Consider the following 23574-nt stretch of genomic DNA (forward strand, 5'->3'; position numbering starts at 1 on the left):
GCACGGCGTCGGGGTCAGACCTCCGCGCCGCCGACCAGCGCGGTGACCAGCCGCAGCCGCCCCTCGCTCCCGTCCTTCCGCTCGGCGAGTCGTAGGCGATGACCTTGCCGCCCACTAGGACCGCGTCTCTGACTCCAGCGGCCGTGGCTCGGGCAGCGCGGGCGCGTCCGGGCCGTTGCCGTTCAGGCGCATCGCCGCGTAGGCACCCAGGTAGAGCGCGGCGACGATCAGCAGCAGCGTCTGATAACCCGTCAGCAGCGCGAGATACTCCAGGGTGCCGCCGGTGAGGGCGCCGAGCAGGTTGGCGCCGAAGGCGGCCGTGGGGTCGGGGGCGGAGGCCAGCCGGTCGGAGAAGATCAGGTTGGCGCAGAAGATGGGCGCGAAGGCGAGGGCGATCGCAGCGGCGAGCCGTCCGGCGAAGGGCAGCGCGAGGACGGACTCCGCGGGGACCAGCCAGGCCACGGCCAGGGTGGCGAGCAGGACGAGCGTCATGACGGGCTGGTTGAGCCGCCGCATCCGGCGGCGTACTTCGACGCCGGCCAGCACGGCGAGCAGTACGCCGATGAAGACCAGGGCGTTGACCAGCCAGGTGGTGCCGAAATAGAGGGCGAAGCCGATGACGCTCTTGGTCTCCAGCAGCATGAACGCGGCGCCGAGGAGGAACATGTCGGCGTAGCGGACGGTGCGCCGGACGCGGACCCCGGTGAGGCGCACGGACAGCACGGTGACCAGCAGGATGCCCCCGAGTGCGCCAAGGTACAGGCTGGGGATGGAGCGCTGGAGCAGATAGGGGAAGGGGTGGTCGTCGGTCGCGGGCTCCGGGACGGGGCCACTGGCCCGCCAGGTCTTCGCGCAGGACTGGTCGGCCGTGGTCCGGCCGGCCACGAACACGGCTTGTCGGCCACCGTAATCGGTCATGCAGGGGGCGTGTCCGAACACCGTGGTGAGATCACCGGCGAACCGGTCGATCAGCCACTCCTTGCGATAGTAGTTGTACATCGTGAACGCGCCGTGCGGGGCCAGGTGTTCGCGCGCGGCCTCGAATGCCTCCCGGGTGAACAGATAGCTTTCCAGCCGGAGATTGCTTGCACCCGAGACGAGTGTCAGTGAATCCGGCAGCGCGAGGACGATCAAGTCGTAGCGGGCGTTGGTCCGTTCGAGAAAAGCGCGGCCGTCGTCGATATATGTGTGCACCCTGGGGTCGTCGTACGGCTTCTCGGGATGCAGCCGCGCGCCGATCTCCCGCAGTTCCGGGTCGATTTCGACGGCGTCCACGCGCCGCGCCCCGTGGGCCAGCGCGACGGCGACGTCGTTGCCGTTGCCGGCGCCGATGACGAGGACCCTGCGATAGGGGTTGCCAGGCGTTTCGCGATACGGCCGGCCGTACGGCGAGTCCGGCCTCATCAGGGCACTGAGCGGCGCGATGCTCTGGTGCGGCACGCCGTTGGCGGAGATCTTGTAGTCGCGGGTGCTGCTGCCCGCCGGGGGCCGCTCGACCTCGATCTTGTAGTACGGCGACCAGGAGACGCCCTGCGCCGCCGATTCGAAGGCCAGGACCGCCACCATCACGGTGAGCGGTACGGCGTAGCGCATGCTGTTGCGTCGTCCGCCGAGCACGAGCATGGCCAGTCCGGCGATCACTCCCCAGGCGACCGAGGGGGCGCTCAGCCAGGACAGCAGGGCGAACGCCACGCACCCGGAGAGGGCGCCGAGGAGGTCGTACTGGTACGCCTCCAGGGACGGCAGCTGCCGGAACAGGTCTGCGGTGATCTTGCCGATGGCTGCCATGACGACCGCGGCCAACAGGAAGAGGACCGGGAGGGTGACCCATTGGGGCAGTCCTGTGGTTTTCACGGCGGTGAAGTAGATGACCTCACCGCTGGTCTGCTGCACCTGGACCGGAAATGCCCGTACCAGGACGACCAGGACGGCCAGCGGGACGGGCGCCCAGAGCTTCAGCCACTGCCCTCGTCGGGCCGGAATGAGGAATCCAAGGCCGATACCGAGGAACGAGCCGAGGAGAATGAAGTTCGAGAAGTAACTCAGATGGACGATGTTGGCACCAGCCCAGCGGATCAGTGCCAATTCGACGAACAGCATGGTCGCGCTGGCCAGCATTAGTTTTCCGCGAATTCCCCGGGCGCCAGTGCGACATTCCATGTGCCGAAAGGTGCCACTTTCGCCGCGCCGAGTCGAGCACCCGCGTGTCCGGCCCGGTGGCCTTTCTCCACCCTGACCGGCCGGATGAACACACTCTGTCGACGGCCCACGACCACCTCCAGGATCATCCTGGACACGGTCTGCCGACCACCAGGCGGCCCGTCGATCACCCGGCCGACGATGCGAGCCGAGCCACTGGCGGGATCAAGGACCGTCAGGTTCGCGAATGGTCTCCTCACGCCGCACCGCCACCCACCCCCCGGACGACACGCCGATTACCCAAACGCGGTCGCCGCGTCGTTCCCCGATCAGGCATCCCTCTTCGATACTGGATGTTGTCGCCCCGTTTGCCGGCGTCGGACGCTCGACTCCTGATGGTTCGTCAGGAACTGAGCGTCACGTCATCATCAGCTCTGCCGGAAACCACCGTACGCCGCCGTCAACAGCCACAGCTTCTTACTACCTGCTGATCAGGCAGAACCCTGTCCAGGAACCTGGCTGCAACTTTCCCGGGAGGAACCGTTGAGGATGCTCATCAATGTGCCGGAGACCGTGGTCGCGGACGCGCTGCGCGGGATGGCGGCGGCGCACCCCGAGTTGGCCGTGGACATCGAGAACCGGGTGATCGTGCGGCGGGACGCGCCCGTCGCGGGGAAGGTGGCGCTGGTATCCGGCGGCGGGTCGGGGCACGAGCCCTTGCACGGTGGTTTCGTCGGGCCCGGGATGCTCGACGGGGCCTGTCCCGGAGAGGTGTTCACCAGCCCGGTGCCCGACCAGATGGTGCGGGCCGCCGCCGCGGTCGACAGCGGCGAGGGCGTGCTGTTGGTCGTGAAGAACTACACCGGTGACGTGCTGAACTTCGACATGGCCGTCGAGCTCGCCGAGGACGAAGGTGTACGGCTGGGCAAGGTCCTGGTCGACGACGACGTGGCCGTGACCGACAGTCTGTACACGGCCGGGCGGCGCGGCACCGGGGCGACCCTGTTCGTGGAGAAGATCGCCGGGGCTGCCGCCGAGGAGCGGGCTCCGCTGGAGCGGGTGGAGGCGATCGGCCGGCAGGTGAACGGGTCGTCCCGCAGCTTCGGCGTCGCGCTGAGCGCCTGCAGCACACCGGCCAAGGGCGGCCCCACCTTCGATCTGCCGCCCGGCGAACTGGAGCTGGGCGTCGGCATCCACGGCGAGCCGGGGCGGGAGCGGCGCCCGATGATGACGTCGCGGGAGATCGCCGACTTCGCCGTGGAGGCCGTGCTGGAGGATCTGCGCCCCTCCGGCCCGGTGATCGCGCTCGTCAACGGCATGGGGGCGACACCGCTGCTGGAGCTGTACGGCTTCAACGCGGAGGTCCAGCGGGTGCTTGCGGAGCGGGACGTGGCCGTGGCCCGTACCCTCGTGGGCAATTACGTGACATCGCTCGACATGGCAGGCGTCTCGGTGACGCTCTGCGAGGTGGACGAGGAACTGCTCAGGCTGTGGGACGCGCCGGTGCGGACGCCGGCGCTGCGATGGGGCCTGTGACGGGCCGCCGTACCGTTACCGCTCGAACAGACCGACTCACCCAGGGAGTTCCTGTGCTCGACGCCGAATTCTTCCGCCGCTGGCTGGCCGCCGTCGCCGCCTTGGTGGACCGGGAGGCGGATCGACTGACCGAGCTGGACTCGGCGATCGGCGACGCGGACCACGGCAGCAATCTCCGGCGCGGGTTCACGGCCGTCGGCGCCGCTCTGGAGAAGGAGCCGCCGGCGACGCCCGGTGCGGTCCTGATGCTGGCCGGACGGCAGCTGGTCTCGACGGTCGGTGGCGCGTCCGGTCCGCTGTACGGGACGCTGCTGCGACGTACCGGCAAGGCACTGGGCGACGACGCCGAGGTGACACCGGCGCAGCTCGCACAGGCGCTGCGGGCGGGCGTCGCCGCGGTGGCGCAGCTGGGCGGCGCGAAGGCGGGCGACAAGACCATGCTGGACGCCCTCGAACCGGCCGTGGCGGCGCTCGGCGACAGGACGGAGTCGTTCGCGGCGGCCCGCGTGGCGGCCGAACAGGGAGCACTGGCGACCGTGCCTCTGCTCGCCCGCAAGGGCAGGGCGAGCTACCTCGGTGAGCGCAGCATCGGACACCAGGACCCCGGAGCCACCTCGTCCGCCCTGCTGGTCGCCGCGCTCGCCGAGACGGCGGAGGCGGCGGCGTGAGCGACGGCAAGCAGGTCGGGATCGTGCTGGTCTCGCACAGCAAGGAGGTCGCCGCGGCCGTCGCCGAGCTCGCCAAGGGGCTCTCGGGCGGCGGGGCGGCCCCGGTTGCGTCCGCCGGCGGCACACCGGACGGCGGCCTCGGCACCAGCGCGGAGCTGATCACCGCCGCGGCGGAGGAGGTCGACGGCGGCGCGGGTGTCGCGGTCCTGGTGGACCTGGGCAGCGCCGTACTGACCGTCAAGGCGCTGCTGGCCGAGGGCGACGAGCTGCCCGCCGGCACTCGGCTGGTGGACGCGCCGTTCGTGGAAGGCGCGGTGGCGGCAGTGGTGACCGCCTCCGCGGGTGGCGACCTGGACGCGGTCGAGGCCGCGGCGTCGGAGGCATACGCCTACCGGAAGCAGTGACGCAAGGCGGCCCGTGGCCGGAATGTGGCGAACGGCTCACCCGGCCGCGGGCCGGTGCGCCTGTGCGCGGCTTGTGATGTCGCTGGTCGGCGCATTACTGTCACGGGGCCTTGGTGTTCGGGAAACCGGTGCGGTACCGGTGCGGCCCTCGCCACTGTGATCGGGAAGTCCGGTTCCAACCCCTCGCGGGGAGCCACTGGGACATCGCGCCTGCGCGTGGTGCCCGGGAAGGCGGAGTCCGGGCGGCATGACCCGTCAGCCAGGAGACCGGCCGGGGTGCGCTGTCCATCCACGAGGTGCTGGAGAGGGTCTCCCACATCATGCATATTGCCGAGGGGTATCTGCCCCCGCTGCACGCTGCCGCCTGGGGCGTCGCGTCGGCCCCGTTCGTCGTCCACGGCGTGCGCGCACTGACCCGGGAGGTCAAGGCCAATCCCGATTCGACCCTGCTGCTCGGTGCGTCAGGCGCCTTCACCTTCGTCCTGTCGGCACTGAAGATCCCGTCGGTGACCGGCAGCTGTTCGCACCCGACCGGCACCGGTCTCGGCGCGATCCTTTTCAGACCGCCGATCATGGCGGTGCTCGGCACCATCACCCTGCTGTTCCAGGCGCTGCTGCTGGCACACGGTGGTCTCACCACGCTCGGCGCCAACGTGTTCTCGATGGCGGTCGTCGGTCCGTGGGCGGGGTACGCCGTGTACCGGCTGCTGCGCCGGTTCGAGGTGCCGCTGATGGTGAGCGTGTTCTTCGGCGCGTTCGTCGCCGACCTGTCCACGTACTGCGTCACCAGCATGCAACTGGCGCTGGCGTTCCCCGACCCGGGCAGCGGCGTGCCGGGCGCACTGGCGAAGTTCGGCGGGATCTTCGCCGTGACACAGCTTCCGCTGGCGGTCAGTGAGGGCCTGCTCACCGTGCTCGTGATGCGGCTGCTCAGCCGCTCCAGCAAGGGAGAACTGACCAGGCTCGGCGTCCTGGTCGCCGGCGAGAAGAAGGAGGCCACGGTCCGATGAGCCGTAACGCGAGGATCAACACGCTGCTGCTGCTGGCCGTGGCGGCCCTGGCCGTCCTGCCCCTCGTCCTGGGGCTCGGTGACCACAAGGAGGAGCCGTTCACCGGCTCCGACGGGGAGGCGGAGGCGGCGATCACGGAACTCGAGCCGGACTACGAGCCGTGGTTCTCCCCGCTGTACGAACCGCCCTCCGGCGAGATCGAGTCGGCACTGTTCTCCCTGCAGGCGGCGCTCGGCGCGGGTGTGCTGGCGTACTACTTCGGGCTGCACAGGGGCCGGCGCCAGGGCGAGGAGCGGGCGAAGGCGGCCACAGAGGACTCCGACACCGCCACGCCGGCTGCGTGACCGCCGATGCTGCCCATCGACGCTGCGGCGCACAGCAGCCGCTGGCGCCGCCGCCATCCGTGCGAGAAGGCCGTCCTCGGCCTCGGTCTGACGGTCACGGCCGTCTGCCTCCCGCCGTGGCCGGGCGCCGTCCTGGTCGCCGCGGCGACGCTCACCGTGCTGCTCGGCCCCGCCGGTGTGGCGCCCCGCCGGCTCTGGCGGGCGTTCCGCGTCCCGCTGGGGTTCTGTTTCACCGGGGCCGTACCGCTGCTGTTCGCGGTGGGTGGCCCGGACGGCCTCGTCGCACTCGCACCGAGCGGGCCGGCGGATGCGGTGCGGCTCCTGCTGCGCACCTCGGCCGCCTCACTGGGCGTGCTGCTGTTCGCGTTCACGACGCCGGTGTCCGACGTGCTGCCGCGGCTGGTGAAGGCGGGGGTGCCGCCGGCCGTGGTGGACGTGGCGCTCGTGATGTACCGGATCAGCTTTCTGCTGCTGGACGCCGTCGGCAACGTCCGCCAGGCGCAGGCCGCCCGTCTCGGACACACGAGCAGGGCGGCCGCGTGGCGTTCGCTGGCGGGCCTCGGTGCGACCGCGTTCGTGCGCGCCTTCGACCGGGCGAGCCGGCTGCAGGCGGGGCTCGCGGGCCGCGGCTACGACGGGACACTGCGGGTGATGGTGCCGCCCGCCACGGTGTCGCGGCCGTTCCTCTTCGCGGTCGCCGCGCTGCTGTCCGGGATCGTGTTCGCCACCCTCACGCTCGAAAGGTATGTCCTGTGATCGTGGAACTCGTCGGCGCCGGTTACGCCTACGAGGACGGGCCCGCCGTGCTCAGCGGCGTCGGCCTCGGCCTCGCGGAGGGCAGGTCGACCGCGTTGCTGGGACGCAACGGCAGCGGCAAGACGACCCTGCTGCGGCTGCTGAGCGGCGGGCTGCGGCCCCAGGCCGGCCGACTGCGGCTGCACGGGGAGCCGGTGACGTACGACCGGGCCGGACTGACCCGTCTGCGTACGACGGTGCAGCTGGTGCTCCAGGACCCGGACGACCAATTGTTCGCGGCGTCCGTCGAACAGGACGTGTCGTTCGGTCCGATGAACCTCGGGCTGGACGAGGCGGAGGTGCGGGCTCGGGTGGACGAGTCCCTGGCCGCGATGGACATCGTGGCGCTGCGGGACCGGCCGACGCATCTGCTGTCGTACGGTCAGCGCAAACGGGCCGCGATCGCGGGCGCGGTGGCGATGCGGCCGCGTGTCCTGATCCTGGACGAGCCCACCGCAGGGCTCGATCCGCACGGGCAGGAGCGGCTGCTCGATGTCCTGGACGGTCTGCGCACGGCGGGAACCACGGTCGTCATGGCCACGCACGACGTCGACCTCGCCCTGCGGTGGGCCGACGATGCCGCCGTGCTGACACCGGGCGGGTTGCGGACCGGGGCGGTGGGCGAACTCCTCGCGGACCAGGAGCTGCTGGATACGGCGCGACTGCGGAGGCCGTGGGGCACGGCGGTCGCGGAGCTGCTGCGGACGCAGGGGCTGCTCGACGAGGGCGAAGGTCCGCGGACCGCGGAGGAGTTGGCGGCATGGACACGGGGCGTGGCGCGCCGGGGGCTTTCCCCCACCGTGCCCCTCCCCGAACCCGGGGCTCCGCCCCGGTCCCCGTCCCGGCACTGAGGCCCCGCACCCGCTGGGGGCCACCGCGCGGCCGGCGAGCAGGCTGGAGGCGGCGGGCGACACAGGCCTCCGCCCCGGTCCCAACGGCGCGCGGGGGCGGACGCCCCTCGCAGCTCTGGGCGCCGTCCTTGCGGGCCGGCGCGCGACGCATGCCGAATGCGCGCCCCGGGCGGGGCGGTATGAGGCGGGCGCCTCCGGCCCGGCCCGGGTGGCATCCGGGTACCACGCCTTCCGGTACGGGTACATGAGTCCGGTTGCGCGCCCGGGCGTCGGGCCCGCGTGCGTGGCGGCCAGGTGCTCCGGCGCTCACGTCCGGCACTGCGCTGCATCACGTGTGCGGTCCGCCGCGCGGTCGGAGGCTCGCGCGCGTTGCGTCCCTCATGTCCCGGACACGACGCGTCCCAGTCCCCTTGCTCCGCTCAGCCGTTCCGCTCCCGTCAGAGCTCCACAAACGCCGACAGCGGTAGCACCCGCCCCGCCCTGTTGAAAAGCCGCACCCGCCGGCGGTGGGCCGCCCCGGCCCGCCGCGCCCGGAACGCACGTCACGCCCCCGTCGCGTCACGCCCCCGTCGCGTCACGCCAGGCCGACTCGCGGAGCAGGCGCAGGCCGTTGAGGCCCACCAGGACGGTGGAGCCCTCGTGCCCTGCCACGCCGAGGGGGAGCGGCAGGTGCCAGGCCAGGTCCCAGACGACCAGGACGCCGATGCACAGGGATGCGATGACGAGGTTCTGCACGACGAGTCGGCGGGCCCGGCGTGACAGGGCCACGACGGCGGGCACCGCGGCGGCCTCGTCGCGCACGACGACCGCGTCCGCGCTCTCCAGCGCCAGGTCGGAACCGGCGCGCCCCATGGCGACGCCGGCGCTCGCCGCGGCCAGTGCGGGGGCGTCGTTGACGCCGTCGCCGACGACGAGGACCTTGTCGCCGGCCCGTTCCCACTCGCGTACCGCCGCGACCTTGTCCTGCGGCAGCAGTCCGGCCCTGACGTCGGTGATGCCGACCTCGGCCGCGACACGCGCCGCCGCCCGCCCGTTGTCGCCGGTGAGCAGCGTCGGACCGGTGCCGGTGAGCCGGGCGAGGGCGGCGACGGCCTCCGGCGCGCCGGCCCTGAGCCGGTCGTCGACGGCCAGCACGGCGACCGGCTCGCCGTTCACCTCGACCACGACAGCCGTGCGGCCTTCGGCCTCCGCGTCCGTGACCGCCGGGCATGCGCCGGTGAGCAGGGCGGCCGGACTGCCGACGCGCACGGCGCGGCCCGAGACGAGTGCGGACACTCCCCGACCGGGCACCGAGTCGAACTCCCGCGCCGCGGGCGGCCGCAGGCCGCGTTCGAGCGCCGCGGCGACGACGGCGCGTCCGAGCGGATGCTCGCTGTGCAGCTCCGCCGCCGCGGCGAGCGTCAGCGCCGCGTCCTCATCGAGGCCGCCCGACGGCAGCAGGTGCACCTGGGCCACTCGGGGGGCGCCCTCGGTCAGTGTGCCCGTCTTGTCGATCGCGACGCGGGTGACGGAGGCCAGACGCTCCATGGCCACGGCGGACTTGACGAGCACTCCGTGCCGGCCCGCGTTGGCGATCGCCGACAGCAGCGGCGGCATCGTGGCGAGCACGACGGCGCACGGCGAGGCGACGATCATGAACGTCATGGCGCGCAGCAGTGTGCTGTTGAAGTCGGCGCCGAAGACGAGCGGCACTGCCAGCAGGGCGAGCGTGGCGACCACGACGGCGGCGGAGTAGCGCTGTTCGATCTTCTCGATGAGCAGCTGGGTGGGAGCCTTGGTCGCGCTCGCCTCCTCGACCATGGCCACGATCCGTGCGATCACGGACTCGGCGGCGTCCGCCTCGACACGGACGCTCAGCGAGCCGGTGCCGTTCAGGGTGCCGGCGAAGACGGTGTCGCCGGTGGTGCGCTCGACGGGAAGCGGCTCGCCGGTGATGGTGGCCTGGTCGATCTCGCTCGCGCCCTCCAGCACGGTCCCGTCGGCGGGCAGCCGCTCGCCCGGCCGTACGAGCACGGTGTCACCGACCCGCAGCTCTGCGACGGGCACCACCTCCTGTGCGGCGACCGTGAGGCGTACGGCACGGGCCGGGGCGAGGTCGAGCAGACCGCTGACGGAGTCGGCGGTGCGCCGGGTGGCGAGCGCCTCCAGCGCGCCGGACACCGCGAAGATGACGATGAGCAGCCCGCCGTCGAGGAACTGCCCGATCGCCGCTGCCCCGCCGGCTGCCACGACCATCAGCAGGTCCACGTCGAGGGTCCTGTCGCGCAGGGCCTGCAGGCCGGCCCAGCCCGGCTCCCAGCCGCCGGCTGCGTAACACAGCGCGTAGAGCGGACCCCATGCCCACGCCGGGGCGCCTTGGAGATCGAGGGGAAAGGCGCACAGGAACGCGGCCGCGGACAGCGCCGCCCAGCGGACCTCGGGGAGCGCGAACAGCCGGGTGCGCCGTCTGCCCGGCGGCGGCGCCGGTGTCAGGGCGGGCGCGGCGGTGTCGCGTACCGGCGCGGCGGGCGAGGACGTCGGAGACGTCGGGGGGACCATCGGGAGCACACCTCTTCCTCGGATTCCGGGCACGGGGATGCGAGCGGAACCCGACCACCATAGCGGAACACATGAAGAGCTCTTCATTCATCCGTTCCGACGCGTGGTTACGATGTGCACCATGGGACACGGAGTCAGCGACGAGAAGGCCACCCCGGCCGCCCACTTGGACGCGGACTCCGCGGCGACCATCGCGGCCACTCTCCAAGCGCTGGCGACGCCCTCCCGCCTGATGATCCTCACCCGGCTGCGCCAGGGACCCTGCGGAGTCACCGAGCTGGCAGAGGCCGTCGACATGGAGCAGTCCGCCGTCTCCCACCAGTTGCGTCTGCTGCGCGCCCTGAGCCTGGTGTCGGGCACCCGCCAGGGCCGCCGCATCGAGTACAGCCTCTACGACAACCATGTCGCCCAACTCCTCGACGAGGCCGTCTATCACATCGAGCACCTCCGGCTCGGCACACGGGACACGCCCGGAACGGCCGGCACCGAGGGCCCTGCGGCACGCCGTTGACGCGACGGCCCTCCGCACGGCCCGTCCGGGTGAGCCGTCGACGACCTTCGCACGGCCCGTCCGGGTGAGCCGTCGGCGGCGCGCAGGCGACCCCGCGACCTTCAGGGGCGCCCGTCGCACCGTCCATACGCCCACTGGACGCATGCCGACCACACCCCCGGCCCGGCGCCTCCCCGTGCATCGCGGCGGGTCCGGCACCCCCTGGCAGACTGGGTGCATGTCCGCTACCCGTCGTCCGTGCCCGACGTGCCGCCGCGAGATCGCCGTGGTGGCGGGACGGTTCGCCCGCCACGATCCGGCCGGTTCGCGAGCGGGCGCGGAGCTGGTGTCCTGCCCGGGGTCCCGGCGGCAGGCGCCGCTCGATCCTGCACTGCAGCCGTCCCTCGACGGCCGCTTGGCGACGGTGTTCCCGGGCAGCTCCCCCTGTTCTGAGCAGCCCCTTGCCACATCCGCTCCGCACCGGGCGGAGTGGGTGCGTCCACATACTGTCCGAACAGGACAGAAACCCCCGCCAGCGGGTAGATTGGTCTACACCACTGACCGGGTGTGCATACAGAGACAGGGATCTTCGTGGAAGTTGTCATCGTTCCGGATTCCGCCGCGGGTGGCGAGCTGATCGCCGAAGCCATGGCCGACCTGCTGCGACGCAAGCCCGACGCCCTCCTCGGTGTCGCCACGGGATCGACGCCGCTGCCGATCTACCAGGCACTCGCGGCGAAGGTCGCGGCCAAGGAGGTCGACGCGTCCCGGGCCCGTATCTGCCAGCTCGACGAGTACGTGGGCCTTCCGGCCGGGCACCCCGAGTCGTACCGCTCCGTGGTTCTGCGTGAGGTCGTGGAGCCGCTCGGACTGGACCAGGACTCCTTCATGGGCCCAGACGGCGCGGCCAAGGACGTCGCCGCCGCCTGCGCCGCCTACGATCGTGCGTTCGCCGAGGCCGGCGGTGTGGACCTCCAACTGCTCGGCATCGGCACGGACGGGCACATCGGTTTCAACGAACCCTGCTCCTCGCTCGCCTCCCGCACCAGGATCAAGACACTCACCCAGCAGACCCGCGTCGACAACGCCCGTTTCTTCGGCGGCGACATCGAGCAGGTCCCCCACCACGTCATCACCCAGGGCATCGGCACCATCCTGGAGGCCCGGCACCTGGTGCTGCTCGCCACCGGGGATGCCAAGGCCGACGCCGTCGCCCTCGCCGTCGAGGGCCCGCTCTCCGCGCTGGTGCCCGCCTCCGCGCTGCAACTCCACCCGCACGCCACCGTCGTCGTCGACGAGGCGGCGGCCTCCGGCCTGAAGCTCGCCGACTACTTCCGCGCGACGTACGCGGCGAAGCCCGACTGGCAGGGCATCTGATCCTTTCCGGAAGCGGGGCGGTGGTCGGGGCCGGCCACCGCCCGCCGCCGTTCGTACCGGAGACAGATCGCGTCCGTCGCCACGCAGCGTGAACCCGTGGGCGGTTCGAGGGGCCCCGTCACCGGGCAGGACGACCAGGAGCGGCCCGTGAGCTGCGGGTCGTCCGGGAAGGAGCACCACGATGGCAACGCCTCTGTCCGCCGACAAACTTCTCACTGCGTTACGCAACGAAGGACTGCGCGTCGTCGAACACCGGAACTGGCGCACACACAACCGGAATCACAAGGGCCCGTGGGGACCGGTGAACGGTGTGATGATCCATCACACGGTGACATCGGGCACGTCCAACTCCGTGGACCTGTGCTACGACGGCCACTCGAGCCTGCCCGGTCCGCTCTGCCACGGCGTGATCGCCAAGGACGGCACGGTGTACCTCGTCGGCAACGGCAGGGCGAATCATGCCGGGCTCGGGGACGACGACGTGCTGCGCGCCGTGATCAACGAGTCCGCGACACTGCCTGCCGACAACGAGGCCAACACGGACGGCAACAGGCACTTCTACGGCTTCGAGTGCATCAACCTCGGTGACGGCAAGGACCCTTGGCCGGCAGCGCAGTTGGAGGCCATCGAGAAGGCGGCGGCGGCCATCTGCCGGGCCCACGGTTGGACACACCGCAGCGTCATCGGGCACTTGGAGTGGCAGCCGGGAAAGGTCGATCCACGGGGCTTCGGCATGGACTCGATGCGCAGCCGCATCAGGGAGAGGCTGGGCGGCGATCCGCCAGGGCCGCCGCCCGCGCCGACGTACGAGCCGTTTCCCGGAGCCGCGTTCTTCCAGGTGGGCCGGCGCAGCGCGATCATCACGGCAATGGGCAGGCGCCTGGTGGCCGAGGGGTGCGGGCGCTACGAGGTGGGCCCCGGCCCCAGCTGGACAGAGGCGGACCGCAAGTCGTACGCGGCGTGGCAGCGCAAGCTCGGCTACTCGGGCAGCGACGCCGACGGCATTCCGGGAAAGACCAGTTGGGACAAGCTGAAGGTCCCCAACGTCTGACCGGTGGCGCGGGTGGTCCCGTGCGCCACACGCGGGGCTGCCTGCCGCCCGCTCGTCAGAAGTGGACGGTGTCGACGGTGACGATCTCGGCGCCCATGTTCCGTTCCATCATGCGCAGTGCCGCGTCGGCCAGGTCCTCGTGGATGTGTGCGACGGCATCACGCGGCACGCTGACGTCGAGGTGGCGGATGTGGGCGTCGAGAGCCGAGTAGAGGATGCACTGCTCGGTGACCTGCCCGCAGAGCACCACGTGCCGGACGTCGAGTTGGCCGAGCAAATAGGCCAGCGGCGTCTCGAAGAAGATCGAGTGGCGGGCCTTGACGACGAACAGCGAGTCGTCGTCGGGCCGTAGCGGTTCGACCAGGTCGGCGTGGTCGCCCGAGAGTGCGGTGCGCAGGATCTCTCCGTGGTGGGAGCGCCATTCGCCGAAGTTGTCGTTGACGTAGATGACGGGCACCTGCTGGCTGCGTGCGCGGTCGAGGAGTCGTACGACGGCGGGGACGGCCTGGGTGACGGAGGGCAGCAGCAGGTCGGCGTCGGCGTGGTCGTAGGTGTTGATCATGTCGATGACGACGAGTGCGCTGCTGCCCATGAGTCACCTCACAGTTCGCGCAGGGCGGGCAGCAGTTCGTTCCGCGCCCATCGGAGGAAGGGTTCCTGCTGGTCGCCGCCGATCTGCACGAGGGCGATCTCGGTGAATCCGGCGTCGACGTAGGCGCGGACGGCTTCGGTGAAGGCGCCGATGTCGTCGCCGCAGGGGATGGCTTCGGCGATGTCGTCGGGGGTGACGAGTTCGGTGGCCTGCTCGAAGGACTTGGGGCCGGGCAGTTCGGCGTTGACGCGCCAGCCGCCGAGGGCCCAGCGGAACTGGTCGTGGGCGCGTTTCACGGCGGCGTCGCGGTCGGTGTCGTAGCAGACGGGCAGTTGACCGACGCGGGGTTTGCCGGTGCCGCCGTAGCGGTCGAAGGCGTCGAGGAGTTCGCCTTTCGGTTCGGTGGCGATGACGAGGTCGGCGGTGCGGCCGGCGACGGCGCAGGACCTGTCGCCGGAGACGGCGACGCCGATGGGCACCCGGTCTTCCGGTACGTCCCACAGTTTGGCGTCGACGACGTCGAAGTGGGCGCCGTGGTGGGTGACGTGTTCACCGTCGAGGAGCCTGCGGATGATACCGGCGGCTTCGTCGAGCAGGTCGAGGCGTACGTGGGCGGGGGGCCAGTCGGCGCCGACGACGTGTTCGTTGAGGTTCTCGCCCGTGCCGAGTCCGAGCCGGAAGCGTCCCTGGGACAGCAGTTGCACGGTGGCCGCTTTCTGGGCGACGACTGCCGGGTGGTAGCGGATGGTGGGGCAGGTGACGAACGTCATGAGCGGGATCCGCGAGGTGGCCTGGGCGGCGGCTCCGAGGACGCTCCAGGCGTAGGGGGCGTGGCCCTGGGAGGCGAGCCAGGGGAAGTAGTGGTCGGAGATGACGGAGAAGTCGAATCCGGCGTTCTCCGCGCCGACCACATGTCCCACGAGTTCGCGGGGTCCTGCCTGCTCGGTCATCATCGTGTAGCCGAACTGCGCCATGGTCTACTTCTCCGTGTCCGTGCCGTGCCACAGGGTCGTGACATTGCAGAATTCCCGGATGCCGTGTCCCGACAACTCGCGGCCGTAGCCGGACCGTTTGACTCCGCCGAAGGGCAGCGCCGGGTGTGAGGCGGTCATTCCGTTGAAGAACACGCCGCCCGCTTCGAGGTCCCGGGAGAAGAGTTCCACCTCTGTACTGTCGCGGGTCCAGGCGTTGGAGCTGAGCCCGAAGGGGCTGTCGTTGGCCACGGCGACTGCTTGTCCCGCGTCGGCGACCCGGTAGACGGATGCGACAGGACCGAATGCTTCCTCGCGGTGGATGCGCATGGTGTCGGTGACGTCGGTCAGGACGGTGGGCTCGTAGTACCAGCCGCGCTCGAGGTGGGCGGGCCGGCGGCCGCCGCACCGTGCGGTGGCGCCGTTGCCGAGGGCGTCGTCGACGAGTTCTTCGAGGTCGGCCCGGCCGCGTTCGCTCGCGAGGGGGCCGACGTCGATGGACTCGTCCAAGGGGTCACCGACGGTGAGGTCCTTCATCGCCGCGGTGAAGCGGTCGCAGAACCGGTCGTAGACGTCGGTGTGGACGATGAACCGTTTGGCGGCGATGCAGGACTGGCCGTTGTTCTGGACCCGGGCGGTGACGGCTGTGCTGACGGCTGCGTCGAGGTCCGCGGAGGGCATGACGACGTAGGCGTCGCTGCCGCCGAGTTCGAGGACCGTCTTCTTGACCTCGTCACCGGCGACGGAGGCGACGGAGCGGCCGGCGCCTTCGCTGCCGGTCAGGGTGGCGGCGGCCACCCGGGGGTCGCGCAGGACGGATTCGATCGCGTCCGAGCCGACGAGCAGCGTCTGGAAGCACCCTCGGGGGTACCCGGCGCGGGTGAACAGGTCCTCCAGGTAGAGCGCGGTCTGCGGCACGTTGGAGGCGTGCTTGAGCAGTCCCACGTTTCCCGCCATGAGAGCGGGGGCGGCGAAGCGGATCACCTGCCAGAGGGGGAAGTTCCAGGGCATGACGGCGAGGACGACGCCGAGCGGCCGGTAGCGGACGGTGGCGCGTACGGCGCCGGAGTCCTCGACGTCGCCGGCGGCGGGGTGTTCGTCGGCCAGCAGGCTCTCCGCCCGGGCGGCGTACCAGCGCATGGCTTTGGCGCACTTGGCGGCTTCGGCGCGGGCGGCTGCGATCGGTTTGCCCATTTCCGTGGTCATCACCCGGGCGACATCCTGCTGGTCCCCGTCCAGGAGGTCGGCGGCCCGGTTCAGCAGTGCCGCCCGCTCGCCGAAGGGCCGGGTGCGGTGCTCCGCGAAGGCGGTCCTGGCGAGGTCGAGGCGGCGCTCGATCTCCTCGGGTGACAGGGATTCGTAGGTCCTGAGTGTTTCGCCGGTCGCGGGGTTGACGGTGGCGATGGGCATGGGCGGTGCTCCTCGGGCTCGGATGCCGGCCGTACGCGCGGCTGCTCAGATCTCTTCCTGGTGGACGCCGCTGCTGAGCCGGAGCTGGACGTCCTTCTCCTGGTCCCCTGCGGCCATGCCTTCCTCGAGCAGGTCGAAGGCGGCGGCAAGCATCGCCTGGATCCGGTCCACCGCCCAGTAGCCGCCCTGGAGCTCCGCCGTCACAGGTGCCGCGAGCCGCACGGGTTCGGCGTCCTCCTGGATCCGGGCCACGTCGAAGGTGGTGGTCCACACGGTCGCGTGGCCTTCCGAGACGTACTGGGGTGCGTCACCCGCCGCGCGGTCCGATTCGAACGACCTGCCGAGGGTGCGGAAGACCGCGTCGGCGTCCTCCCTCGAGCAGCCGCTGAGCGTCACCACGACGGACGTCGCGGATTCGTGTGCACTGTTCACCGTGTTTCCCGCCTCTCGGAACGTGCCCCCGTGCTCCAGCCTGACCCGGTGGCCCCCCGTGTGCGACCGGACCTGGGCCGGTTGCACACGGGGCGGCGACGGGCCGTGGGGAGCGCCGAGTACCCAGTGGCTCCCGGCCGGAACCTCACGGGGCGGCGAGCGGGCCGGGGCGGTGAGGGTCCGGGACCGGTGGGCGCCGGACGGTCCGGACGAGAAGGGTGACGGAGGCGAGCGCCGCGACGGCGCACCAGGTGGAGACGAAGGCGGTGTTCCACAGCACGGCGCACACGAGGGCTCCGGCGGCCACGAGCGCGCCGAGGATCCGCAGTGCGCGGTCCGGGGCGAGGAGCAGGGCGCCGAGGGTGGCCACCAGGTAGGCGGCGATCAGCAGCGGGGCGTACGGGAGGTCGATGGCGTAGCCCACGGTGTGCCGGCGGACATCGGCGGTGACGGTGCCCGTGGCGAGCCGCAGGGTCAGGACGGCGGCGGTCGCGGCGCCGACGGCGGCCGGCACGAGCAGCCGTCGGCGTGCCTCGGGCGGCGCGGCGAGCCGTACGCCGAGGGGGACCCAGAGGGCGAGTACGGGCAGGGCGATGACGGCCCAGGCGGTGGTGGCGGGTCCGGCGCCGCCGCCGGAGCGCCATATGACGGCCTCCACGATCTGGTGTGCGCCGAGCAGGAGCGGCAGCGCGGCAAGTAACAGGTCGCGGGGCCGGCGGCGCTGCGCGGTGACCGCCACGGCGATCACGCCGACGGCGGCGACGCCCGTGCCGGCCATGAGGTCGGCCGTCGCACTCCAGCACATGCCGCTCACGGTACGACGGTCGGGATCCGGACACCTGCGGCCGCTGCGCGAACGGGAGTGATTGAGGCATAAAGGAGTTGCTGCCGGGGCCTCGGGAGTGACCGGCGCAGAGTTCGCGGGTCGGCAGTCCGCGTCCGGGCATCACGGTAGGCCGGAGCGGCATCCGGACGGTTCCGGCTGCGGGCGTGGTGCCCGGGATGTGCGGGATCCACTGCAACGGTTCGCCGGCCCCGGTGAAACGTTGCGGTGAGCAATCGTGTGGCAGCGGCGGGGCGGCTCCTCACGGGCGGGGACCCCGCTCGACGCCGAGCAGCCAGGTCGGCAGGCACCGTCCCGCTTTGCCGGGAGGCCTGACGGCCACCCGGGCTGCATCGCCCCCGGCGTACACCTCCGCTGAGCCCTGGTCAGCAAACGGCTCATGCCCTTTGCTCCCGTGGCCAAGGCGCGCCCTTGCCGGGCCGGGCCGCCGTGCGGCCCCGCCGCGGGAGGAGAGGCCCGCGCAGGAGCAACGCGCGGTTCCGAGATGCGGCGCGGCCGTGGGACGTGCCGGAGCGGCCGAAAGACGACCTTGCCGCGACGCGGCCGGGACCGGAGGATTCCTTCCGCGGGGGTTGTCAGGCTCATGACCAAGTCCTTTCGTGTCACGTCCTGCAGCCGTCGTTCGACGGGCCCGCCCACCCAGCGGGCCCCGGATTCCCCCACCGGAGGATGCAGTGAAGATCAAGCGCCTTTCCCCCCTCGGCAGCGTCTCGAGAGGTGCGCGGCTGATCGCCGTCGCTTCCGCGCTCGTGGCCGCCTCCGCGCTTGCAGTCCCGTCCGCCATGGCCGAACCGGCCGACTCACCGCGGGCCACCACCGGCCAGCTCGCCCAGGCCGGTGAAGCGGTCCTCGGGGCCGACGTGGCCGGCACCGCCTGGTACACCGACAAGGAGAGCGGAAAGCTCGTCGTCACGGCCGACTCCACCGTCTCGGCAGCCGAGATCGCCAAGATCAAGAAGGCCGCGGGCGATCGTGCCGGCGCCCTCGAAATCAAGCGAACCCCCGGCACCTTCAGCAAGCTCATCGCGGGCGGTCAGGCCATCTACACCGGCGGCGGGCGCTGCTCGCTCGGCTTCAACGTCCGCAGCGGCAGCACGTACTACGCCCTGACGGCCGGTCACTGCACCAACATCGGCTCCACCTGGTACACCAACTCGTCGAACACCACACTGCTCGGCACACGGGCCGGCTCCAGCTTCCCGAACAACGACTACGGCATCATCCGTCACTCCAACGCCTCCGCGGCGGACGGCCGCGTCTACCTGTACAACGGCAGCTACCGCGATATCACCGGCGCCGGCAACGCCTATGTCGGCCAGAGCGTCCAGCGCAGCGGCAGCACCACCGGTCTGCACAGCGGCCGGGTCACCGGTCTCAACGCGACGGTCAACTACGGCGGCGGCGACGTGGTCTACGGCATGATCCAGACCAACGTCTGCGCCGAGCCCGGCGACAGTGGCGGCGCGCTGTTCTCGGGCAGCACGGCCCTCGGCCTGACCTCCGGCGGCAGCGGCAACTGCTCCTCGGGCGGCACCACGTTCTTCCAGCCCGTCACCGAGGCACTCGGCGCGTACGGCGTGAGCGTCTTCTAGCTCGCCCTCGGCCTGTGGCCGGCGGTCCGCCAACCCCTGGGCGGTCCGCCGGTCTTCGCGGTTGTCAGTGGGGTCGGCGATGCTTGACGGGTCGACACCGTCACGAGGGGAAACGCAGGATGACCGATCCCGGGACCACAGCCGCCCAGGCATACGTACGACTGCTGCAGACCGCCAGGGCCGTTCTCGCCGACCCGCAGCAGGCGCCGCTCGCGGTCCCGCTGCTGGCGGTGCCGATGGCGGAGGCGGACGACGCGCTGCGAGCCGTCGGGCTCGCGGGCAACGAGGCGGACTTCTTCCGATTGGTCGCGACACTGCATCCCGCCGGCCCGGAGGAGAGAAGGGCGGCGTGACCGCCGGCGGCCCACGCCCGAGTTCGTCGTGTTCAAGCGAGGGCGCACTCGCCGCCGGGACTCGATGCGGGGAACGCCTGGTCCAGCGACACGCCACGTACGTGGGCGGCTCCACCTCCACGCGCATGCGCCGTGCTCGGGAAGAGTTGCACCGCGGCCGGGCGCGGCTTCTGCCGGCCTTTCGGCCACTGATCACGGCACACTGGCGGCATGCACGCACACGAAAGGACCGGTCTGGCCCCCAGCCGCGTGGCAACCAGGCTTCCCGCGCAGGACCTCGACCGGGCGCGGCGTTTCTACTCCGAGCAGCTCGGCCTGGACCCCGTCGAGGAACGGCCGGGCGGGCTGCTGTATCGGTGCGGAGGCGCGGAGTTCGTACTGTTCCGGTCGACGGGAGCCTCTCCCGGCACCTTCACTCAGATGGCGTGGGAGGTCGACGGCATCGAGACAGTCGTGTCGGAACTCAGACGGCACGGCGTGGTGTTCGAGGAGATCGATGTACCTGGGTTTCGAACGAGGGACGGGATCGCCGAGATCGAAGGGAACTACCCGAGCAAGGGCGCACGGGGTGAACGCGGCGCCTGGTTCCGCGACAGCGAGGGGAACCTGCTGGGCGTCGGCGAGCCGGTGTTCTGAGCCGAGCACCCGGCGGAACACGCCGACCGACGCCGAGAGGGCCGCGCCGGGCGATCTCGCCGCGCAGCTCCCGCTCGTCCTCGACCGAACGGTCCATGATGGTTGATCCTCCTGGATGCGGGACGGGACGCGCACTGCGCCGGGATCCGGCAGCGGCACGCAGGCCCGACAGGAGGCGGCGGAGGCGGAGACCCGAGGCGCGGGAGCGGCACGACCGGATGTTCAAGGACGTCGCGGCCCGCTGGACGGGCCGCGCGGAGTCCGTGAGCCCTCACCGTCCCGCATGGCCAAGGACGGCTTGCAAGCCGACGACTCACAGCCGGAGGATCCCGAGTACGCCGGGAATCACACCTTCATGCAGCAGGCGCCGATGGACGGCGGCGCCTGTGCGGGGGCAAGACGCGCACCAACCGGAAACGCACGGGAACCCCCGTGCCCGGCGGTTCCGCGGCTCCGGACGCCCAGCGGGTCCCGGGCGGGCTCGCCGGACCCGGATGTCCCAGAGGGAGCGTGCATGTCTCCCGGTGGCCTGACCGGTGCCGTTCACCATGTCGGTCCCGCAGGCAGACCCGTGCGTCACGGGAGATTTTGTCGCGGGGCAGCACGTGGACGCGTCATCGAACGGCGTGTACATGAAGGGCGGGTGCGTCGAACCGTTCGGCGGGCACCGACTCCAGCGGCAGCGGCTTGAACTCCCGCACCGGCGACTGTGGCACCTGCGGACCGGACAGCACGCGCTGCGGCTCCTTGACGCGCCGGCTGAACCAGATCACCTTGCCCTCCTCCGTGGCGCAGGTGCCCCAGCTGTCGCTGAGCCTGGCCACCCTGGCGAGTCCGCCACTGGTGGGGGACGAGGTGTGCAGTCTGGGAAGGGTGCGGTCGCGGTCGGAGACGGAGGCGCCCAGATGGCGACCCGTCCAACGCAGCTCGACCACACACGTCTTGTCGCCTTCGACATGGTCGACGACATTGCCGACGAGTTCGTCGACGGCGCTGCAAACCGGCATGACATGGGCGTCGAGGCCCCAGTACTTCAGATGCGCCGCGAGGATGCGGCGGATCTGAGGAATGCGCTCAGGGGAGGCCGGTACTTCGATTCTGTACTGGCAGGCAACCGGAACGTTCATGACCGTGGCTCCTCACCGCGACGGCCCGTCATTCGCATACGGCCCCCGAGTACGAAGAGTGAGCCTGTGTCGCTTCTGGGTAACCCTTAGGGTGCACCGACCTTCCGCCGTTCGCAACACGCGGCCGCAGGGGGACGCGGAAGTTCCATGCCGTGTCAACCGTCGGCACGGGGCTCCGTTGCGTCGAATACCACGGAGCACAACACCGTACATATCGCTAGAATTCGAACTTGGCGGAGCGGGGCGCGCCGACCGCGCCCGCACTCCTTGTGGATGACGCCGGTTACACGGTCACGGATCCGATCCGGGCGTATCGCGTCGGGCGTGATTCCTGAGCCACATCGTCATCCATGACGCGCGCGTCCTGGCACCCGGTGCAGGAGTTCGTGGCCACCGGCCATCTCCCGCCGGATCCGCCGCGCCGGGCTCTGCCCGTCCTGTCCGGCCGCCTTCGGGCCGCCGTCACCGAGAACGCGGGACCGCCTGGCCCCGCCGACGGACCCGTGAGGCCAAGAGCCCGCCGATCAGACCGGTGACCAGCCCCCAGGCAGCGGCAACCGGCGCTGGTCTCGGCGATGACTCCGGCGTCCCCGGCGACTTCGACGGTCCCGCCGGCCGCCATCACGACGAGCGCCGCGAGGACCGGGAGGACCGGGAGGACCGGGAGGAAACCGCCGTCCGGCAGATCCGCCGCACCGGCCGCCCACAGCCCGAGTGCCGCGCAGGCGGCCATGACGGCGAGGCCGGCAAGTACCGAGGCGAGTGCGTGGGGCCAGCCGTGAGCGGGACGTGTCGCGCTGCCGGGGCTGCTCGGTGCCTGCTGACTCACGCCGCCACGCTATGCACGGCAACTGCGGTGCGCTCCCCGAGCGGGCCGACCGCGTCGGCTTGCGGGTCTCCCCCGCCGCTCTGCTCCCGAGCCGGGCGCCCCGGACGACCCGGTCCCCGAAGGGCCTGCTCCCGACGCCCCTCGTGACCCCCGCACTCGGCGAGACTCCGTAGCAGCGGTTCGCCTCCCGGCACAAGAGGGCGTGCACCGCCGTCGGCGTGCGTGGCTATGGGTGGCGTCACCATTACTCCTCGCACGGGCCGTTCCTACTGTGACCGGTAACACCCCGTCACCCGTGGGAGGTCCGGATGCCGCTCCGTCACCGTCGTGAACGCCCGTCCGAGCCCGTCGGCGCACGGCCGGTAGTGCGCCGACTGCGCCGTACGGCCGGCCGGTTGTGTGCCGCACTCGCCGTGGCGGCAGGCGGTCTGCTGTTCTCCCCCGCTCCCGCCGCGCACGCCGCCGTGCCCCTCGAGCGTGTCGGCGACTTCGGCTCCGATCCGGGCAACCTCGACATGTACGTGTACCGGCCGGCGTCCCTCGCACCGGACCCGGCCGTCGTGGTGGCCCTGCACGGCTGCACCCAGAGCGCCCAGGTGTACGCCGACAACTCGGGACTGACGGCCTTCGCCGACCGGCACGGCTTCCTGCTGGTACTCGCCGGCACCACGTCGGCGAACAACGTCAACAGTTGCTTCAACTGGTTCCAGGCGACGGACAACCGGCGCGGGCAGGGCGAGGCCGCGTCGATCCGGCAGATGGTCGCGCACGCCGAGTCCGCCTACGGCGCCGATCCCGCGCGCACGTACGTGACCGGTCTCTCCGCAGGCGGTGCGATGACCTCGGTCATGCTCGCCGCCTACCCGGACGTCTTCGAAGCGGGCGCGGTGATCGCCGGGATCCCGTACGACTGCACCAAGGACACCGGTCCGTTCCTCTGCATGAGCCCGGGCACGGACCGTACGCCGGCGGAGTGGGCGCGGCGGGTGCGGGACGCGTATCCGTCGTACACGGGTCCCTGGCCGCGGGTGGCCGTCTGGCACGGCGACGACGACACCACGGTCGCTCCGGTGAACGCCCGGGAGCTGAGGGACCAGTGGACCGCTGTCCACGGGATCGACCAGACTCCGGACAGGACGTCGGTGATCGGCCCGAACAGCACCCGCAGGGAGCAGTATTCGAAGGGGACGGGTCAGGTCGCCGTCGAGGTGGACCGGGTGCCGTCGATCGGGCACGGAACGCCGGTGGACCCGGGCAGCGGCCCGCAGCAGTGCGGGCGCACGGGCACCGCGCACTTCATCGACTCGATCTGCTCCAGCCTCTGGGTGAGCGAGTTCTTCGGGCTGACCGGCGCCACCGGCCCGGACCCTGACCCGGACGACCCTGACGCCCCGGTGTGCTGGAGCGACAGCAACCACACGCACGTCCAGGCCGGCCGGGCGACGACCACCGGCGGCTACACGTACGCCAAGGGGTCCGGTCAGAACATGGGCCTCTACAACACCTTCGTCACGCACACCCTCAAGGAGTCACCGGCAGGGCACTACGTCGTCGCCGACGACAACTGCCCCTGAACCGCACATCT

General features: G+C 71.4%; 23 protein-coding genes and 1 riboswitch. Of the genes, 14 read left to right on the plus strand and 9 right to left on the minus strand.

Annotated features, from left to right (window positions below; genetic code table 11):
* Nucleotides 1-114: 114 nt before the first annotated feature.
* A complete protein-coding gene (locus tag IE198_RS12950) occupies nucleotides 115-2118 on the minus strand; it encodes a spermine/spermidine synthase domain-containing protein (RefSeq protein WP_229833887.1) in 2004 nt (667 codons plus the stop codon).
* Nucleotides 2119-2682: 564 nt separating this feature from the next.
* Between IE198_RS12950 and dhaK the strand changes: the two genes are divergently transcribed.
* The 7 genes from dhaK to IE198_RS12985 all read left to right on the plus strand — a co-directional run bounded on the left by dhaK (nucleotide 2683) and on the right by IE198_RS12985 (nucleotide 7747).
* On the plus strand, nucleotides 2683-3675 hold the full coding sequence (dhaK, locus tag IE198_RS12955; protein ID WP_189885924.1) for a dihydroxyacetone kinase subunit DhaK: 993 nt from the start codon (nucleotides 2683-2685) through the stop codon (nucleotides 3673-3675).
* Between the two features lie 53 nt (nucleotides 3676-3728).
* A complete protein-coding gene (gene dhaL / locus IE198_RS12960) occupies nucleotides 3729-4343 on the plus strand; it encodes a dihydroxyacetone kinase subunit DhaL (protein WP_189885926.1) in 615 nt (204 codons plus the stop codon).
* The gene (gene dhaM, locus IE198_RS12965; RefSeq protein ID WP_189885928.1) at nucleotides 4340-4747 is read left to right on the plus strand and encodes a dihydroxyacetone kinase phosphoryl donor subunit DhaM; all 408 of its coding nucleotides are present in this window, start codon (nucleotides 4340-4342) and stop codon (nucleotides 4745-4747) included. Before dhaL ends, dhaM begins: the two co-directional genes overlap by 4 nt.
* 94 nt (nucleotides 4748-4841) lie before the next feature.
* Nucleotides 4842-5037: riboswitch (cobalamin riboswitch) on the plus strand.
* A 30-nt stretch (nucleotides 5038-5067) separates the two neighbouring features.
* Nucleotides 5068-5757, plus strand: a complete 690-nt coding sequence (locus tag IE198_RS12970) for an energy-coupling factor ABC transporter permease (protein WP_189885930.1) — start codon at nucleotides 5068-5070, stop codon at nucleotides 5755-5757.
* Nucleotides 5754-6101: an energy-coupling factor ABC transporter substrate-binding protein gene (locus IE198_RS12975; RefSeq protein WP_189885932.1), complete on the plus strand. Its 348-nt coding sequence runs from the start codon at nucleotides 5754-5756 to the stop codon at nucleotides 6099-6101. Before IE198_RS12970 ends, IE198_RS12975 begins: the two co-directional genes overlap by 4 nt.
* 6 nt (nucleotides 6102-6107) lie before the next feature.
* Entirely contained in the window at nucleotides 6108-6857 is a 750-nt protein-coding gene (cbiQ, locus tag IE198_RS12980; RefSeq protein WP_189885934.1) for a cobalt ECF transporter T component CbiQ, read from the plus strand.
* A complete protein-coding gene (locus tag IE198_RS12985; protein ID WP_373299843.1) occupies nucleotides 6854-7747 on the plus strand; it encodes an energy-coupling factor ABC transporter ATP-binding protein in 894 nt (297 codons plus the stop codon). Before cbiQ ends, IE198_RS12985 begins: the two co-directional genes overlap by 4 nt.
* 558 nt (nucleotides 7748-8305) lie before the next feature.
* Here IE198_RS12985 and IE198_RS12990 read toward each other — a convergent pair.
* Nucleotides 8306-10285 (minus strand): heavy metal translocating P-type ATPase, encoded by a 1980-nt coding sequence (locus IE198_RS12990; RefSeq protein ID WP_189885936.1) that lies wholly within the window; start codon nucleotides 10283-10285, stop codon nucleotides 8306-8308.
* 121 nt (nucleotides 10286-10406) lie between these two features.
* Here IE198_RS12990 and IE198_RS12995 point away from each other — a divergent pair, with 121 nt between their 5' ends.
* From IE198_RS12995 to IE198_RS13005, 3 genes are all read left to right on the plus strand, one after another.
* Nucleotides 10407-10796 (plus strand): ArsR/SmtB family transcription factor, encoded by a 390-nt coding sequence (locus IE198_RS12995; protein WP_189885938.1) that lies wholly within the window; start codon nucleotides 10407-10409, stop codon nucleotides 10794-10796.
* 570 nt (nucleotides 10797-11366) lie between these two features.
* Nucleotides 11367-12152, plus strand: coding sequence for a glucosamine-6-phosphate deaminase (nagB, locus tag IE198_RS13000; RefSeq protein WP_189885940.1), 786 nt, complete (start codon nucleotides 11367-11369; stop codon nucleotides 12150-12152).
* A 181-nt stretch (nucleotides 12153-12333) separates the two neighbouring features.
* A complete protein-coding gene (locus IE198_RS13005; protein WP_189885942.1) occupies nucleotides 12334-13203 on the plus strand; it encodes a peptidoglycan-binding protein in 870 nt (289 codons plus the stop codon).
* A 55-nt stretch (nucleotides 13204-13258) separates the two neighbouring features.
* On the opposite strand, the gene IE198_RS13010 is transcribed toward IE198_RS13005, so the two are convergent.
* The 5 genes from IE198_RS13010 to IE198_RS13030 all read right to left on the minus strand — a co-directional run bounded on the left by IE198_RS13010 (nucleotide 13259) and on the right by IE198_RS13030 (nucleotide 17413).
* Nucleotides 13259-13795, minus strand: a complete 537-nt coding sequence (locus IE198_RS13010) for a cysteine hydrolase family protein (RefSeq protein WP_189885943.1) — start codon at nucleotides 13793-13795, stop codon at nucleotides 13259-13261.
* An 8-nt stretch (nucleotides 13796-13803) separates the two neighbouring features.
* Nucleotides 13804-14769, minus strand: coding sequence for an LLM class F420-dependent oxidoreductase (locus IE198_RS13015; RefSeq protein WP_189885945.1), 966 nt, complete (start codon nucleotides 14767-14769; stop codon nucleotides 13804-13806).
* Between the two features lie 3 nt (nucleotides 14770-14772).
* A complete protein-coding gene (locus tag IE198_RS13020; RefSeq protein WP_189885947.1) occupies nucleotides 14773-16176 on the minus strand; it encodes an NADP-dependent succinic semialdehyde dehydrogenase in 1404 nt (467 codons plus the stop codon).
* Nucleotides 16177-16221: 45 nt separating this feature from the next.
* On the minus strand, nucleotides 16222-16608 hold the full coding sequence (locus IE198_RS13025; RefSeq protein WP_189885949.1) for a hypothetical protein: 387 nt from the start codon (nucleotides 16606-16608) through the stop codon (nucleotides 16222-16224).
* A gap of 145 nt (nucleotides 16609-16753) precedes the next feature.
* Nucleotides 16754-17413, minus strand: a complete 660-nt coding sequence (locus IE198_RS13030; protein WP_189885951.1) for a DUF6629 family protein — start codon at nucleotides 17411-17413, stop codon at nucleotides 16754-16756.
* 713 nt (nucleotides 17414-18126) lie between these two features.
* Here IE198_RS13030 and IE198_RS13035 point away from each other — a divergent pair.
* The 3 genes from IE198_RS13035 to IE198_RS13045 all read left to right on the plus strand — a co-directional run bounded on the left by IE198_RS13035 (nucleotide 18127) and on the right by IE198_RS13045 (nucleotide 20033).
* Nucleotides 18127-19044 carry a S1 family peptidase gene (locus tag IE198_RS13035; RefSeq protein ID WP_189885953.1) on the plus strand — a complete coding sequence of 306 codons (918 nt, stop codon included), beginning with the start codon at nucleotides 18127-18129 and terminating at the stop codon, nucleotides 19042-19044.
* A gap of 119 nt (nucleotides 19045-19163) precedes the next feature.
* Nucleotides 19164-19397: a hypothetical protein gene (locus tag IE198_RS13040; protein ID WP_189885955.1), complete on the plus strand. Its 234-nt coding sequence runs from the start codon at nucleotides 19164-19166 to the stop codon at nucleotides 19395-19397.
* A 210-nt stretch (nucleotides 19398-19607) separates the two neighbouring features.
* Nucleotides 19608-20033 (plus strand): VOC family protein, encoded by a 426-nt coding sequence (locus IE198_RS13045; protein ID WP_189885957.1) that lies wholly within the window; start codon nucleotides 19608-19610, stop codon nucleotides 20031-20033.
* Nucleotides 20034-20647: 614 nt separating this feature from the next.
* On the opposite strand, the gene IE198_RS13050 is transcribed toward IE198_RS13045, so the two are convergent.
* Nucleotides 20648-21160: an ATP-binding protein gene (locus tag IE198_RS13050; protein ID WP_189885959.1), complete on the minus strand. Its 513-nt coding sequence runs from the start codon at nucleotides 21158-21160 to the stop codon at nucleotides 20648-20650.
* A gap of 283 nt (nucleotides 21161-21443) precedes the next feature.
* Nucleotides 21444-21989 carry a streptophobe family protein gene (locus IE198_RS36585; RefSeq protein WP_373299845.1) on the minus strand — a complete coding sequence of 182 codons (546 nt, stop codon included), beginning with the start codon at nucleotides 21987-21989 and terminating at the stop codon, nucleotides 21444-21446.
* 308 nt (nucleotides 21990-22297) lie between these two features.
* On the opposite strand from IE198_RS36585, the gene IE198_RS13055 reads away from it, so the two are divergent.
* Nucleotides 22298-23563 carry an extracellular catalytic domain type 1 short-chain-length polyhydroxyalkanoate depolymerase gene (locus IE198_RS13055; RefSeq protein WP_189885961.1) on the plus strand — a complete coding sequence of 422 codons (1266 nt, stop codon included), beginning with the start codon at nucleotides 22298-22300 and terminating at the stop codon, nucleotides 23561-23563.
* The last annotated feature ends 11 nt before the right edge of the window (nucleotides 23564-23574 follow it).

This window comes from Streptomyces xantholiticus, assembly GCF_014651015.1.
Classification (GTDB): Bacteria; Actinomycetota; Actinomycetes; order Streptomycetales; family Streptomycetaceae; genus Streptomyces; species Streptomyces xantholiticus.